Source organism: Mycolicibacterium sp. XJ879 (assembly GCF_053483935.1).
This window is the reverse complement of the sequence record NZ_JBEFTH010000013.1, coordinates 46,303-62,325: the sequence shown is the minus strand read 5'-3', so window position 1 is coordinate 62,325 and position 16,023 is coordinate 46,303. Positions and strand designations below refer to the sequence as shown.

At 69.7% G+C, this 16,023-nt stretch carries 7 protein-coding genes; all 7 read right to left on the bottom strand.

Annotation, left to right across the window (positions count from 1 at the left end):
* Position 1: 1 nt before the first annotated feature.
* Genes ABQF13_RS22350 through ABQF13_RS22320 form a run of 7 tightly spaced genes read right to left on the bottom strand, consistent with a single transcriptional unit; the run spans position 2 to position 15,916 of the window.
* Entirely contained in the window at positions 2-217 is a 216-nt protein-coding gene (locus tag ABQF13_RS22350) for an MbtH family protein (RefSeq protein ID WP_448394984.1), read from the bottom strand.
* On the bottom strand, positions 195-1,508 hold the full coding sequence (gene mbtG / locus ABQF13_RS22345) for an NADPH-dependent L-lysine N(6)-monooxygenase MbtG (RefSeq protein WP_448394983.1): 1,314 nt from the start codon (positions 1,506-1,508) through the stop codon (positions 195-197). The genes ABQF13_RS22350 and mbtG overlap by 23 nt, the downstream gene beginning before the upstream one ends.
* Positions 1,508-5,839, bottom strand: coding sequence for a non-ribosomal peptide synthetase (locus ABQF13_RS22340; RefSeq protein WP_448394982.1), 4,332 nt, complete (start codon positions 5,837-5,839; stop codon positions 1,508-1,510). The genes mbtG and ABQF13_RS22340 overlap by 1 nt, the downstream gene beginning before the upstream one ends.
* Positions 5,836-10,932, bottom strand: coding sequence for a non-ribosomal peptide synthetase (locus ABQF13_RS22335; protein WP_448394981.1), 5,097 nt, complete (start codon positions 10,930-10,932; stop codon positions 5,836-5,838). Before ABQF13_RS22335 ends, ABQF13_RS22340 begins: the two co-directional genes overlap by 4 nt.
* Positions 10,925-13,870, bottom strand: coding sequence for a mycobactin polyketide synthase MbtD (gene mbtD / locus ABQF13_RS22330; protein ID WP_448394980.1), 2,946 nt, complete (start codon positions 13,868-13,870; stop codon positions 10,925-10,927). Before mbtD ends, ABQF13_RS22335 begins: the two co-directional genes overlap by 8 nt.
* Positions 13,870-15,180 (bottom strand): beta-ketoacyl [acyl carrier protein] synthase domain-containing protein, encoded by a 1,311-nt coding sequence (locus ABQF13_RS22325; RefSeq protein ID WP_448394979.1) that lies wholly within the window; start codon positions 15,178-15,180, stop codon positions 13,870-13,872. The genes mbtD and ABQF13_RS22325 overlap by 1 nt, the downstream gene beginning before the upstream one ends.
* Positions 15,170-15,916 (bottom strand): thioesterase II family protein, encoded by a 747-nt coding sequence (locus tag ABQF13_RS22320; protein WP_448394978.1) that lies wholly within the window; start codon positions 15,914-15,916, stop codon positions 15,170-15,172. The genes ABQF13_RS22325 and ABQF13_RS22320 overlap by 11 nt, the downstream gene beginning before the upstream one ends.
* Positions 15,917-16,023 lie beyond the last annotated feature (107 nt).

Sequence of the window (16,023 nt, the reverse complement as noted above, 5' to 3'; positions counted from 1 at the left end):
GCTACCCCGCGTTGGTCGCTGCCTGCAGGCTGCGCGGGCGGATGTCGGTCCAGTTCTGCTCGACGTAGGCCAAACAGTCGGCACGGGTGCCCTCGCCGAAGACGAGGCGCCATCCGGCGGGCACGTCGGCGAACGCGGGCCACAGGCTGTGCTGGTCCTCGTCGTTGACGAGCACGACGAACGTGGCGTCGTCGTCATCGAATGGGTTGGTGCTCATCGCTGCTCCTCGCTGATCGGTCGGCACGCGCGTCGGCTGCGGCGAACTTGGCGCCGAGGATTCGGTCAGACAGCAGCCCCAGGCACGACAGGTTGGGGAAACCGGGACCCTGGGTCAGCCCGGACAGGCCGGGCAGAAACAGCTTCGGGGTGGCGTTGGTGACCGCGAGGTCGTGGCCGATGGACTCGGCCAGCGCGTCGGTGGTCAGCGGCCCGCCGAGGCCGAGTTCGAGCAGGTCCAGCGCGTCCTGGCTCAGCAGCGGTACGAACCACGCCGCGTCGGCACCCGAGCCGTCGATCACCAGATCGAAACCGTGCACTGTCTCCAGGTTCTCGCCGCCCTGATTGGTGTTGAGCGTCAACCGGATTCGTCCGTCGCGGGCCACGGCGTGTGCGACCCTGCCCCGCAGATGCCGAATCCGGTCGTCGGACAGCAGCGCCTCCTGCACCCGCGCGGAGAACACCCCGCGGTCGGTACGGATCATCGCGTCGCGGCGTTCGGCCATCGTCAGGCTGGTCCAGCCGGTGGGGTCGGAGAACAGGCTGTTCTCGAAGTAGCCCTCGCCCCTGGTGAACAACGTGACCTGCGGTGAGATCACCGTGATCGTCGAAACCCGGTGCCGGAACAGCTCGTTGAGCATCGACGCCGCGGTTTCACCGCCGCCGATCACCGCGACGCGCTCGGCGCTGATCAGCTCGCACTGGGCGGCGCGGTGCCAGAACTGGGCGATCGACAGCACCCGCGGGTTGCCGGGCAGGATCGACCGCTCGGGCTGGCCCGGTCCGGTGATCATCAGGGCGTCGCCGTGCACGGTCTGCTCGGCGGTGCGCAGCGCCCACCTCCGCCCGTCGGTGCCGTCGTCGACCGAGATCTGCTGCACCTCACCGAAGACCACGTTCATCGCGATGTTGTCGGCGACCCAGCGCAGGTACTGGCTCCACTTCTTGTGGGTGGGGGCGGGCCTGCCGCGGTCCACCCATTCGGCGAACTGGCCGGTGCTGATGAGGTAGGACTGCCAGCTGTGCCGGGTCATCCGCTCGTCGAGTTCGGCGTTGCGCCGCGGTATTAACGACGACCGGTACGGAAAGCCGACGTCCTTCTCGGGTCCGGTGCCCAGCCGGTGCTGACCGTCGGTCCAGCCGCCGTCGGCCTGCCAGTTGGCCGCCACCCCCGTGCGTTCCACGGCGACGACGTCGGGTACCGCGACACCCATGTCGCGCAGTACGGCGGCCTTGGCGGCGACTGCGACCGCCTTGGCTCCCGCACCGACGACCGCCAATGTCGGGGTCATCACACCACCTCTCCTAGACTTTCCTGCCACATCGACTGAAGGGTCGCGACGTCGTCGGCCGACAGGATGTCGGGCAACGTGCGCCACTGCGTGGCCAACACCGGGGCATCGCTTTCGCCGAGCACCGCCGCCACGATCGTGAGCTCATGGCGCACCGCGAGATCCGGTTCCGGCAACGGGGACACACCTTCCAACAGCTCGCGATCCAGCCTGACCACACCGCCGTCGAGCCCGACGTGGATGCGGCCCAGGAAGTTCAGCAGCAGCTGTGGTTCGCGGTAGCCGCGCAGCCGTTGCGCGGTGTCCGGGCGTAGATATCGCAGCAGACCGTAGTCGATGCCGTCGCCCGGTATCGCGGTCAGGTCCCGCGCCGACTGCACCCGCAGCGGATAGATCGCGGTGAGCAGCCCGACGGTGTCGGAGGTGTCCGCGCCGGCGATGATGCCGTCGGCACGGCCGTGGGTCTCCAGCGCCAGCAGCGGCGGTGACGTGTGCTGTCCACGGTGCCGTCGCCAACGAGTGACGGTTCTGGCGGCGGCGTCGGCCAGCAGGTGCGGCGTCGGCACGCCCGACGACAACAGTCGAGCGCTGACGTCGGCGCCGGCGACCGAGACGGTGACGACGACGTCACCGACCCGGTCGGTCTGCGGGCGCACCCGGCGCGTGCCGAGAGCCGGGTCGTCACCGTCGAGTTGGGCGGCCCAGAAGTCGGATGTCTGCAGCCCTTTCGCGCGTTCGGCGAGCAGGCGCGACCACCAGCGCAAGGTGGTGTGTTCGCGGTTCGGCGCCGGCGCCTTACCTGCGGAGACGGCGTGGCATCCGGCGTCGAGCTCACCCAGCACGATCCGCCACGACGCCGGATCCAGCGCGAGGACGTGGGCGGTGAGCACCAGCACGCCGGGACCGTCGGGTTGTCGCAGCCACACCGCGCGCAGCATCGAACCGAGTTGCGGATCAAGGCGTTGCACGGATTCCTCGGTATGGCGGGCGACCGCCTCGGTCAGGTCGCCGTCGACCGACACCTCGGTCAGGATCTCGCCCGGTTCATGGGCGTTCAGCGTCATCGTGTCGACGTCGAGTCGGCAGCGCAGCGCCTCGTGCCCGTCGATGACGGCGCGCAGCATCGCGCGCAGTTGTTCGCCGGTGACGGTGTCGGGCAGCCAGATCGCCTCGGTCTGCGCCAGCCTGCGCGGATCGCCGTATTCGTAGAGCCAGTGCGCGTTGGGCAGCGCGGGGATCGGCCCGGTGTCGTTGTCGTCGTCGTGCTCGACGCCGGCCGACTCGTTGTCGATGGCCGCGGCGAGTTCGCGGATGTTGGCGCATTCGAGCATCAGCCGGGCGCGCAACGCAATTCCGCGCCGCCGCGCGGCCTGCACCACCGATAGGGCCACGATGCTGTCCAGCCCCAGCGTCAGAAAGTCGGCGGCGACGTCGATTTCGGCGCCGTCCAACAGCTTGGCGAGCAGCTCGACGAGCGCGGTTTCCGTTTCGGTTTCGGGTGCGGCCGACGGGCCGTCGTCCACGGTGATGGCGGCCAGCGCGGCGTCGTCGACCTTGCCGTGTGCCGTCAGCGGCAGCTGGTCGACGACGGCGATGCTGTGCGGAACCATGTAGCGGGGCAACCGTTTTGCCACCAGGTCGCGCAGCTCGGCAACCGCGGGTGCGGGTTCGGCGGCGACGTAGGCGACCAACCGCGGCCCCCGGCGCTGTTGGCGCACCGCGACATGGGCGGTGCGCACGGCCGGGTGGCTGTTCAGCACCGCGGCGATCTCGCTGGGCTCCACGCGGAAACCGCGGATCTTGACCTGGGCGTCGGAGCGGCCGAGGAACTGCAGCGCGCCGTCGGCCTGGCGGCGCACGACATCGCCGGTGCGGTACACGCGCTGGCCGGGCACGAACGGGTCGGCGACGAACCGGCTTGCGGTCTCCCCCGGCCTGCCGAGGTATCCGCGGGTCAGTTGGGCGCCGGACAGGTACAGCTCACCCGGTACGCCCTCGGGCACCTGACGCAGCCAGGAGTCCAGCACGTAGGCGCGGCTGGGCGCGGTGGGCCGCCCGATCGTGGGCTGCTCGTGATCGGCGATGGTGGCGACGACCGCCTCCACGGTGGTTTCGGTCGGGCCGTAACAGTTGTAGGCCGCCATCTTCGTGCGCGCGCATTCGTGGCGGATCAGGTACCACGCCGGGATTCCGACGGCCTCCCCGCCCAGCGCCAGCACGGCGAGCGGCACGGTGGTGAGCAGCCCCGCGGCGTGCAGTTGGGCGAACATCGACGGTGTGGTGTCGATCATGTCGATGCCGTACTGCCCGATCGTCTGCACCAGCGCCTCGGCGTCGCGTTGCACGTCGTCGTCGACGATGTGCACGGCGTGCCCGTCGAGCAGCGCGGCCAGCGGTTGCCAGGCGGCATCGAAGGTGAACGACCAGGCGTGTGCCACCCGCAGCTGGCGGTTCAGCCGGGTTGCGGTCGGCTGCAGCATGTTTCGGATGTGGTCGCCGGCATAGGCCAGCACGGCTTGATGGGTGCCGACCACTCCCTTGGGCGTGCCGGTGGTACCCGAGGTGAACACGACGTAGGCGGCCTGCCCGGGGTGCACGGCCGCGGGCGCGAAGTCGCTGGCGGGTTCGTCGGCCGCTGCGGCGATCAGCGCGTCGTCGACGACCACCGTCGCGCTGCACTGCTGCAGAATGTCGGCGATGCGGTCGGCGGGCATCGACGGGTCCAGCGGAACGATCACGGCGCCGGCCTTCAACACGGCGAGCATCGCGACCACATACTGCGGACCGCGGGACAGGTTGATCGCGACCGGGTGTTCGGCGCCCACGTTGCGCCGGGCCAGCGCGGCGGCCAGCCGGTCGGCCGCCGCGTCGAGTTCGCGGTAGGTGTATTCGCCGCCGGACCAGCTCAGCGCGGGTGATGCGGGCCGGCTGCGAGCGACCTCGGCGAAGGTGGTGTGCACGCCGAGTTGTGTTGGTATGTCGACGGTCTGGGCTGACCGCTGGTCCTCACCGTCGAGCAGCACGCCGACGTCGCGCAGCGGGCTGTCCCAGTGGGTGACCAGGCGTTGCACGGTGGTCAGCAGCCGCTGTCCCAGCGATTCGGCGCTCATCGGGCCCAGCGCACCGTCGATCGCCTCGACCAGCACCGTGAGCTGGTTGTCGAGCATGTGCGCGGCGATGGTCACTGGGAAATGGGACAGGCTTTCCAGCGCAGCGGGACGGAAGGTGGCGCCGTTGGCGGTGAAGTCGCCACCACCGAACAGCCCGCCCGGCGGAAAGTTCTCGTAGACCAGCAGACTGTCGAACATCTCGCCGATGCCGCCCAGCGCGCGCAGTTCCGCGTGCGGCACGTAGCTGTGATCGCGCAGCGCAGCGGCTTCGCGCTGCAACGCGACGCATTGCGCACCGACCGACGCCACCGGGTCGAGCCGCACGCGCAGCGGCACGGTGTTGATGAAAAGGCCGACCATCGTCTCCACACCGGTGAGCTCGCCGGGTCGGCCCGACACCGTCACCCCGAACACCACGTCGCTACGGTCGGTGAACGCGGACAGCAGTGTGGCCCAGGCCATTTGGACCAAAGTATTCACCGTGACGCGGCGGCTGCGCGCGGCGTCGGCAAGGGTGGCCGTGGCCTCGCTATCCAGCTTGAGCTCGGTGCGCCGGGGCGCTCCGGCGGGCGGCTCAGCTGCGGCCAGCGCGGGCGTCAACAGCGTCGGGCCGTCGAGACCGCCGAGGTGTTCGCGCCACAGCGCCCGGCTGGCGTCCTGGTCGCGGACCGCGAGCCAGCCGATGTAGTCGCGGTACGGCCGCGGGGGTGGCGGCAGCGCGGCGGGGTCGCCGCCGGCGCGGTACAACGTGATCAGTTCACCAACGAACAACGGCAGCGACCAGCCGTCGATGATGATGTGATGGGCGACGATGACCAGACGCCAACGCGCGTCGGGCAATTCGATGAGCAGGAACCGGATGGCCGGTCCGCGCTCGAGGTCGAACGGGCGGCGCCGTTCGTCGGCGTCGAGAGCGTCGAGGGCGTCGGCGGTGGCGGTGATCTGCCGCCACGGCACGTCGACGCGGCTGGGCACCACCTGCACCGGCTTACTCGAATTGACCTGCAGGAAACTGGCTCGCAGGTTGGGGTGGCGGCCCAGCATCGCCGCCGCGCAGTCGCGCAGCAGCGCGGTGTCCAGCGTGCCGCTGATGTCGGCGGCCATCGCCATCACGTACGGATCGTCGTCGGCGCTGAGCTTCGCCATCGAGAACAGCCCCTGTTGCAGCGGGCTGAGCGCCATCACATCTTCAATGGCCGCCTCGGCGTTCGTCGTCGTCACGAAGCACCGTCGCGCGACGCCGCCCATATCGACGTCACGGCCGCCAGTTCGTCCGGCGACAGCCCGGAGGCCGACATTGGCTCGTGATGGGTGCCAACGGCCTGGGGGGTGCCGGCGGCCTCGTCGACCTTGGCGGCCAGTTCGGAAACGGTGGGGTGCTCGAAGACCATTCGCGCGGTCAGCGCCAACCCGGTGTCGCGGGCGCGGGCGGCGACCTGCACGGCCAGGATCGAGTCGCCGCCCAGTTCGAAGAAGCCGTCGGTGCGGTTGACCTCGGCAACGCCGAGCACCTCGGCCAGGATCGTGGCCAGCGCCCGCTCGGTGTCGGTGCGCGCCGGTTCGTCGGGCCGGGCGGGGGCCGACGGCACCCGCACCTCGGGTTCGTCGACGATCTGCACGGAACCGTCCTCGACCCACCGGCCCCGCCGGCCGCGGGCCTGAAGCTGCGTGCCGTTTCCTTCGGTGACGTGGTCGTAGACGTCGCCGACGACCCCGATCGCCACCGGGTCACGCCAGTCGTCGAGGATGCTCACTTGTGCCGCCGCGCTGAACTGGTGGACTTGGCTCAGCTCGGCACGGTCAGCGATCTGCACGTCGCGCACCCGCTGGTCGGGATCGTCGGCGAACGCGGCCAGCACACGGCCCAACCAGCCCACCAGCCGTTGCGCGGTTTCGCGACGGTACAGGTCGGTGCGGTAGATGACGTGGCCGCGGTAGCCGTCGTCGACGGCGAAGAAGTTGACCGACAGATCGGCGTGCGCGACGTCAAACGGTGGCTCCAGCGCGGTGAACGTGGTGTCGCCGTCGGCAGTCGACTCGATGGGTTGGGCGACGGGCAGCCCGTCCCGCACGTGCACGACGACACCGAACAGCGGGTTACGCGACAGTGACCGGGTCGGACGCACCGCGTCTACCACCTGATCGAACGGAAGATCCTGGTGCGCATAGGCTTCCAACGCGGTATCGCGGGAGCGGCGCAGCACTTCGCGCAGCGTGGGGTTGCCGCGCAGATCGTTTCGCAGCACCACGATGTTGATGAAGAACCCGATCAGCTGATCCAGTTCAGCCTCGGTGCGCCCGGCGACCGGAGTGCCCAGCGGAACATCCGGTCGCTCACCGGCTTTGTACAACGCCACGGCCACCGCCGACTGCAACAGCATGAACTCAGTGACGCCGAGGTCCTGGCTCAGCGTGGTGAACTTCGCGCGGGTCGCGGCGTCGATGTGGAACTCGACGGCATCACCCTGGCCGCTGAGCACCGGCGGGCGCGGGAAATCCGGTGCCAGACCGGGATCCTGCGGCAGGTCGGCGAGCTGGGCGCACCAATACTCTTTCTGCGCCGCCGCCGGACCATCGGTGTCGGCGAGCAGGCTCGCCTGCCACGCCGCGTAATCCGCGTACTGCACCGGCAGCGGCGCGAACTTCGGCGCCTGGCCGGCCCGGCGGGACCGGTAGGCGCTCAACAGGTCGGTGAACAACACCATCGCAGACCAGTGGTCGGAGGCGATGTGATGCACCACCAGCGACACCACGTGGGTGTCGGGCGTCGACAACACGGCCGCGCGCACCGGTAGGTCGCGTTCGAGGTCGAAGATCTGGCGCCGCTCGTGGTCGAGTGCGGTTTGCAGCCAGGCGTCGTCGGCGCCTTGCGCGCGGCGCACCGCCACCTCACCGGGGTCGGTGACGATCTGGTGAGGCACACCGTCGATCTCGCGGTAGGTGGTGCGCAGCACCTCGTGGCGGGCGACAACGTCGCGCACCGCCGCCACGAACGCGTCGGCGTCGCAGGGACCGCTGATGCGGGCGGCGAACGGGATGTTGTTGACGGGGTTGGGTCCGTCGATGCGGTACTGGAACCACATCCGCAGCTGTGACGCCGACAGCTGCAGCGGGCCGTCGTGCGGGATCGCGACCAGCGGCGGGCGCGCGGAGCCCGCCGATGTCGCCGCGTCGATCCGCTCGGCCAACGCGGCGACGGTGCCGAGCTCGAACACCTCGCGGACACCGATGTCGACGTTGAACTGAGAGCGCACGGCCGCAACGAGTTTGGTGGCCAGTAACGAGTGCCCGCCCAGGTCGAAGAAGGAGTCGTCGGCGCCCACCCGCTCACGGCCGAGCAGTTCGGCGAACAGGTGCGCGACGCGTCGCTCGGTTTCGCCGGCGGGTTCACGGTACTCGGCGCCGGGACCGGCCAGCGCGCCCATATCCGGTTCGGGCAGCGCGGCCCGGTCGATCTTGCCGTGGGCGGTGATCGGGATCTCGTCGACCACAACGTATGCCGCCGGTGTCATGTACTCGGGCAGCGCGGCGGCCACCCGGTTGCGGATGCGATCGACGTCGACCACCTCGGCGTCGGAGTTGGCGGTCAGATAGCCGACCAGGCTTCGGCCCAGCCCCGGCAGATCGCAGGCCAGCACCACTGCCTGACCGACGCTGGGGTCCACCGAAATCGCGGCGGCCACTTCGCCGAGTTCGATGCGAAAGCCACGGATCTTGACCTGTTCGTCGGCGCGTCCGACGAACTCGATGTCACCGTCGGCGTTGCGGCGCGCCAGGTCGCCGGACCGGTACAGCCGGCCGCCGGGTGTGAACGGGTCTGCGACGAACCGCTCGGCCGTCAGCGCCGGACGGTCGTGGTAGCCAAGCGCGACATGGGTTCCACCGATGTAGATCTCACCGATGACGCCGACGGGCACCGGCTGCAGCGCGGCGTCGAGCAGATGGATCTGCGTGTTGATCTTGGGGGTGCCGATCGGCACGACGCGGGTGCCCTGGGCGCCTTCCACTTTGTAACGGCTGGCGTTGATGACCGTCTCGGTGGGGCCGTAAAAGTTGTGTAGCAACGCGTCGAACGTGGCGTGGAACTTGTCGGCGAGTTCACCGGGCAGCGCCTCACCGCCGATCGGCACCCGCTGCAAGGTGCGCCACTGGTTGACGCCCGGCAGCGACAGGAACAGCCCCAGCAGCGACGGCACGAAGTGCATCGAGGTGATGCCTTCGTTGTGCAGCAGGTCGGTGAGATAACCGATATCGCGCAGACCGTCGGGACGCGGGATCACCAGCCGCCCACCGCATGCCAGCATGCCGAAGATCTCGCCCATCGACACGTCGAAGCTCGGTGAGGCCACCTGCAGCAGCCGTTCGCGATGGTCGATCTCGTACTCGTCGGCGAACCACACGAAGTACTCGGCGACCGGGCGGTGCGGCACCGGCACGCCCTTGGGCAGGCCGGTCGAACCCGACGTGTAGATCAGGTAGGCGGTGCTCTGCGGGTTCAGTGCGCGCACCCGGTCGGTGTCGGCCGGGTTGTCGGTGCGGTATCCGTCGAGCTCGGTGATCGGTTCGCGCAGCACGAGTTTCGGGTCGGAGTCCGACAGGATGAACGTGAGCCGATCATCTGGGTAGGTCGGGTCGACGGGCAGGTAGATCGCGCCCGCCTTGAGCACCCCGAGCGCGGTGATCACCAGCTCCGGTGACCGGTCCAGGAGCACCGCGACGCGGTCCTCGGCGCCGATGCCCTTCTCGATCAGCCAGTGCGCCATCTGGTTGGCCGATTCGTTGATCTCGCGGTAGGTGTACTGACGGCCCTCGTAGACGACGGCCACCGCGTCGGGGGTGCGCTCGACCTGCGCCTCCACCAGCTCGGTCAACGTCTTTGCCGGGGTGTGGAATTCGTCTCCTGCCGACACGTCACGCAGCCATGCCATGTCCCCGGGACCCATCAGCGTCAGCTCGCTGATCGGCTTCCCGGCGTTGGTCAACGCGTCATCGAGCAGCACGGCGTAGTGGTCCAGCAGCTGGCGGGCCAGCGTCGCGTCAAGCACCTCGGTCAGGTACTCGGCCTCCACCACCACATGGCGACCGTCGAACTCGACCATGAAAGCCAGCGGCAGTTGGGTGAACTGACCACGCAGCTCGGCACGTTCGCAGGTGATGCCCGACGGGGTAAAGCCGGCACCGTCGGCGCCGCGAGCCCCGAACGCCACCCGGGTCATCCGCTCCACGCCGTGGCGGCGGTCGGGGTTCAGTTCCCGCACCACCCGGTCGAGGTTGGCGCGTTGGTGTGCGAACGCGCCGACGGCGGCGTCGCGCGCGGCCGCGAGTACGTCGCCGAAACTTTGGCGCGGTTGTGGGCGCAGCCGCAACGCGACGGTGTTGCCGTAATAGCCGATGACGTCGTCGAGTTCGGCGGACCTGTTGAGCACCGGCGTGGCGACCAGGAAGTCGTCGGCGTGGGTGTAGCGGTGCATCAGCACACCGAAAGCAGCCAACAGCACCATGTAGGGCGTGGCTCCGGATTCCTTGGCCAGTTTGGCTACCCGCTCGGTGGTCTGTTGGGACAGCGTGAGCGTGCTGCGCTGCGAGCGCCAACTGATCGGGACCGCCGAGCCGTTGGGTCCAGGCAGCTCGAGGGGTTCGGGCGGATCGGCCATCACCGCGCGCCAGTAGTCGAGGTCTTCGGCGCTGGGTTCGTCGTCCACGGCGGGCACGACGGCGGGGGCGGGCAGCGGCTCGCCGCTGTAGGCGCGGGTCAGGTCGGCGAAGAACACCGGCCAGCAGCCGTCGTCCCACGCGATGTGGTGGGCGACCAGCAGCATGATGTGTTCGTCGGCGGCGGTGCGGATCACCGTGATGCGCAACGGCGCATCGGTGCTGAGGTCGAACGGGGCGTTGAACTCGCGCTGCGCCAGTACCTCCAGGCGCAGTCGGCGGGCGTGCTCGGAAAGCTGGGAGAGGTCGTGCGCCGACCAACCCGGCGTCAGCTCATCGTGCACGGTCAGCTGCGGTTCGCCGTCATTGTCGGCGGAAAAGGTGCTGCGCAGCACCGGATGGCGGGCAGCGACGGCGTCGACGGCGTCGTGCAGCCGTGACACGTCGAGCGCACCGATGAGCCGGTAGGACAGGCAGATGTTGAGGATCGCGCCGGTGGGATCGGCCATCTGGACGAACCACATGCGGCGCTGGCCGTCGGACAGTCCGGCCGCGCCGGTCTGCTGGTTCGTCGACCGCAGACCCCGTTCGGCGAGCCTGCGCCGCAACAACTCCAGCCGGCGCTGGTCGATGTCGTCGCGGATATCAACTGTCTCAGTCACGCGTGGTTTCCACCTTCTCTGTGCCTGTCCGAGAGTCCAGGCTGTCGATGAGTTCGCTGGCTGTGATGCCGCCGAGCAGGGTCGCCAGCGCCACCTTCGTATTGGTCGTGCGCAGCAGCCGCTTACGCAGGTCCAGCGCCAGAAGTGAATCCAGGCCCAGGTCCAGCAGCGACATGTCGGGGTCGATCGTCTCGGTCTTCAGCACGGCGGTCAGCGCGGCCACCACGCGGTCGGCGACACCCGCTTTCGCACCCAATTCGGCTGCCGCTCCGGGTGATTCGCCGACCGCGCTGTTGTCGAGGAAGACCCGGAGCCGCTCGGGATCGGCGGCCATCAGCAGCGGATCGGCGTCGTAGTCGCACAGGCTTGCCGCGACGGCCATCTCGGGTGCCATCGGCAACAGTCCGGCGCGTTCGATATGGCTCACCCCGGCTAGTCCGGCGATACCGCTGCCGCGTCGCGGATCACCGTGCCACAGCCCGTATCGCACGGCCACACAGCGCTGGCCCTTGGCGCGGAGCTGGCCGGCCATCACGTCGAGCATCCGGTTGGCCGCGGAATAGGCGCCGTGGCCCCGGCCGCCCCACACGCCGGATATCGACGAGCACAGCACGATTCGTGCGTCGGTACGCAACGGCCAACTCGCCATCATCCGGGCCAGCCCGTGGACCTTGGCCGCCGCGGTGTCGGCGAACGCGGCGCCGGTGATGCCGGTGCGTTCGGCGAACGTGGCAGCACCCGCCGCGTGGATAAGCAGCGTCGCACCCGCTCCCGCGTGCTCTTGGGCTGCGGCGGATAGCTGCTCAGCGGAGGTGATATCGCATCGCGCATCGACGATCTCGACACCGGACGGGCCGAGTCGGGCCCGGGTGGTCTCGTCGATGCCGCTGCGGCTGACCAGCACGATCCGGCGGGCACCGCGCTCGGCGAGATGACGGGCGAAGTGCAGGCCGACGTTTCCGTTACCACCGGTGATCACCACGTCGTCGAGCACACCGTCGCCCAGTGGCCACGGGACCGCGGCCTGCGCGGATTCCGTCACCCTGCGCACGTACGTCGTTCCGTCGCGCACCGCGGCGTCCTGCCCGTCGCCGAGCGCCGCATCGACCGCGGCCGCGGCGGTGGCGTCGTCAATCTCCCAGGACGGCAGATCAATGCGCCGAAACGTCTGGTCGGGGTGTTCGAGACCGATGCTGCGGTGCATCGCGGCCAGCGCGCTCTGGGCCGGCAGGCCCACGGGTTCGTCGGGCCGAACGTGCTCGCCGCCGACGGTCACCAAACACACGGTCGCACAACCTGACCCGGCGGCCTCGACGTAGTCGAGCAACCCGGCGTCGACAAGGTTGCCGATCTCCTGTGCGGCCAGTTCGGCGCCGGGGTGGTCAAGCACGGGAGCGACGGCGACGAGCACGTCGGCATCGGCGGGTGCGGCGGGCTCTGCGCCGGGATGACGGTGGACCGCGTCGCGCAGCCGGTCGCCAAGATGCCCGGTGGGGCCCACCAACTCGACCACGGCGATACGCCGCACCGCGTCACCGGCGGGTGCGGTTGCCCTCGGGACCCACTGTTCGTCCGCGACGGTGATCCCGGGTATCGGGGCAAGCGGTTGCGGCGTCGCCCATAGCCGCACAGACCGCATCGGCGCGTTCGGAAAGCCGGTTTGCACTGGGATATCGGTGTTGACCAAGTCGGCCCAGCGGAAGGCCGGGTCGGCGACGGCGGCGGAGATGACGGCTGCCGCCATGGCGTCGCCGAACGGCGCACCGCGCTGGCCCGACCCGACGATGAACGGCGGGTCCTCGTCGGCGAACAGGTCGCCGAGCGCGAACAGCAGCGACGGATGCGCCGACAGTTCGACGAACCTGGTCGCCCCGCGCTGGTGAGCCGCGACAGCGGCGCGGTCGAAGCGAACGGTGTTGCGCAGGTTGCGGTACCAGTAGTCGACGAAGTCGGTGCCGGCCGGCACGATGTCTGCGGTGGCCGAACCAATGAACTCCGCGGCGCCAGAATCGAATTGGCCGTGCGGCAGCAGCGCGGTGAGGGCGTCGCGCAGCGGTTCGAGCGCACTGGTGTGGCCGGGATAGTTGACGTCGAGCGTACGCACGAACAACCCCCGTTGCGTGGCCGCGACCACCAGCGTCTCGACGGCGGCGGTGTGCCCCGAAACCACCACCGAGGACAAGGAGTTGACTGCCGAGATCTCCAGCCAGCCGTCGACGGTGGCGATGAGGTGCTGGGCGTCCTCGACGCTGGTGCCGAGCACCGCCATGCGGTAGTCGCCCGACAGCGTATCGACCACCTCGGCCCTGGCGATCACGGCGGCCGCGGCGTCGGGGAGCGTCATCGCGCCCGCGATGTAGGCGGCTGCGATCTCGCCGAGGCTGTGTCCCACCGCGATAGCGGGTTCGATGCCGCAGGAACGCCACACCTGGGCCAGCCCCGCCGCGTGAGTGAACTGCGCCGCCTGGATCTGCACCTGTGACCATGCGCCGCCTTCGGTGTCGGCGATCAGGTACGGCAGTGGCGACGGTTGCCGGGCGGCCACGAACGCCACGGCACACCGGTCGACTTCCGCGCGGTACACCGGTGACTGGTGGTAGGCCTCTGCGCCCATCGTCGGCCATTGGTTGCCTTGCCCGGGGAGAACGAACGCCGTTCGGGCGGCGGAGATCTCCGAAGACCGGGCCACCAGCGGATGGTCCGCACCCGCGCTCAGCGCCCGCAGCCCGTCGGCCAACTCGTCGATGTCGGCCGCGCGTAGCACCGCGCGGTGTCTGCGCAGCCTGCGGGTGCGCAGCAGGGTGGCGGCGACCGCAGCGAGCTCGGGGCCGCGGTCCAGGTAGTGCAGCACCGCCTCGGCGTCGGCCGCGATCAACTCTTCGGCGTGCGCGCTGAGCACCACGGGCACCCGCCCGTCGGGGAGCCTGCGACATTGCATCAGGCCGCCTCGTTTCCGCGCTCGGGGATCGAGACGATCACGTGCGCGTTGGTGCCGCTCATGCCGAAGGCGCTCACCGCGGCCAGCCGGTGACCGTTGACCGTCGGCCAGGGGGTTAGCTTGGTGGCCAGCCGCAAACCCTGGCTGTCCCAGTCGATTTCGCGGCTGGCGTCGTCGGTGTGCAGGGTGGCCGGCACGGCGGCGTGCGCGGCGGCGACCAGCACCTTGGCCAGACCTAACCCGCCGGCGGCCGCCTGGGTGTGGCCGATGTTCGACTTCACCGAGCCCAACAGCGCGCCGCGGCCGGGTGCGGTGGCGCCGTAGGTCTGCGCCAGCGAGATCAGCTCGGTGCGGTCGCCGAGACGGGTTGCGGTGCCGTGGCCTTCGATCATCCCGATGTCTTCCGGACACACGGCGCTCTGGTCGATGGCACGCTGGAACAGCCGGGCTTGGGCCGCTCCGCTCGGGGCGGTCAGGCCGACCGATCGGCCGTCCTGGTTCAGGCAGGTGGCGCGCAACTCGGCCAGCACCCGGCGTCCGTCGCGCAGCGCGTCGGCGCGGCGTTGTAGGACGAAGATCGCCGCCCCCTCGGCCCACACGGTTCCCGAGGCGTGTGCGCTGTAGGGGCGGCAGTGGCCGTCGTCGGAAAGCGCGTGCTGCTTGGAGAACTCGACGAAGAAGCCCGGTGAGCCCATCACGCAGACACCGCCTGCCAGCGCCATATCGCAGTCGCCGGAGCGCAGGGCCTGGCTGGCCACGTGGATCGCGGCCAGCGCCGACGAACACGAGGTGTCGATGGTCAGTGCGGGCCCGGCGAGCCCGAGCGTGTAGGCGATCCGGCCCGAGACCGGCCCCAGCGCGGTGCCGGCCATGAGATGGCCTGTGAGGTCGGTGAACTCGGCCAGGTCGGGTCCGTACCCCATCGTCGATGCGCCGACGTAGCAGCCGACGTCGGCGCCGGTGAGGTCGTCGGGGTTGATGCCGGTGTTCTCCAGTGCGCGCCAGGCCACCCGCAGCGCGACCCGCTGCTGCGGGTCCATCGCGACGGCCTCACGTGGTGAGATGGAGAAGAACTCGGGGTCGAAGGTGGCGGCGGCGGTGAGGAATCCGCCCAGATCCTGAATCGGCTTGAACCCGTCGCGCCGTGACCCGTCGAGTACGTTGCGGACCGCCCAGCCGCGGTCGCGGGGAAACGGGCTCAGCGCTTCGCGTTGTTCGGCGAGCAACGCCCAGTACTGGTCGGCGGTTTCGACTCCGCCGGGGGCCTCGAGCGCCATACCGACGATGACGACAGGGTCGTTAGCTGTCATTGACCAGCTCCGCCACCGTGTCAATGTGCTTGTCGAGGTAGAAGTGGCCGCCGTCGAACAGCGTGAGCGTGACAGCTTGCTCGGTGTGGATTTCCCAGCGGCGCAACATGTCCTGGCTCACCCGGTGGTCGTCGTGTCCGCCGAGCAGGTGAATGTCGGCGCGGATCTTGCGGTCGGGCCCGCACGCGTATCGGTTGAACGCCTGGTAGTCGGCGCGCACGGCGCGGACGAGCAGTTCGATGAACTCGTCGTCGTCAAGGAGCCGCGGATCGGTGCCGCCGAGGTCGACCATGTTGGCGACCACCTCGGCGGCGGCGGTCGGCAACCGCGGTGAGGTGACCACCGTGTGCGGCGCCTGGCTGGCCGACACCCACAGCTGGTCGACGTCGACACCGTGGGCTTCGGCGACACGGGCGAACTCGAACGCGATGATCGCGCCCATGCAGTGGCCGAACAGTCGCAGCGGCCCGAGTCGCGTCCAGTCGCCTGCGGCGAACAGGTCTGCGGCCAACTGTTCGACGGTGTCGGGGGCCGGATGCGACAGCCGGTCGGCGCGTTGCGGGTACTGCAGGACGAAGGCGTCGGTGCCGTGGGCGGCCAACGCCGACGCGAACCCGCGGTAGGCCGCCGCGGCACCGCCGGCGTGCGGGAAGACCACCGTCGCGCCGTCGGCGCGCTGGCCGGGCGAGCGTTTGATCCAGGGCGCGAAAGTTCGTTGGCGCTGTTCATCGATCATCGGCGCGCTGGCGTCGCATCGGCTCCACGGCAGTGGACAGCCTGATTCGCCGCGGCGATAACGTTCATCATCCCTCCACGTGAATTAGCCCAGGCTGCCCTAAGTTG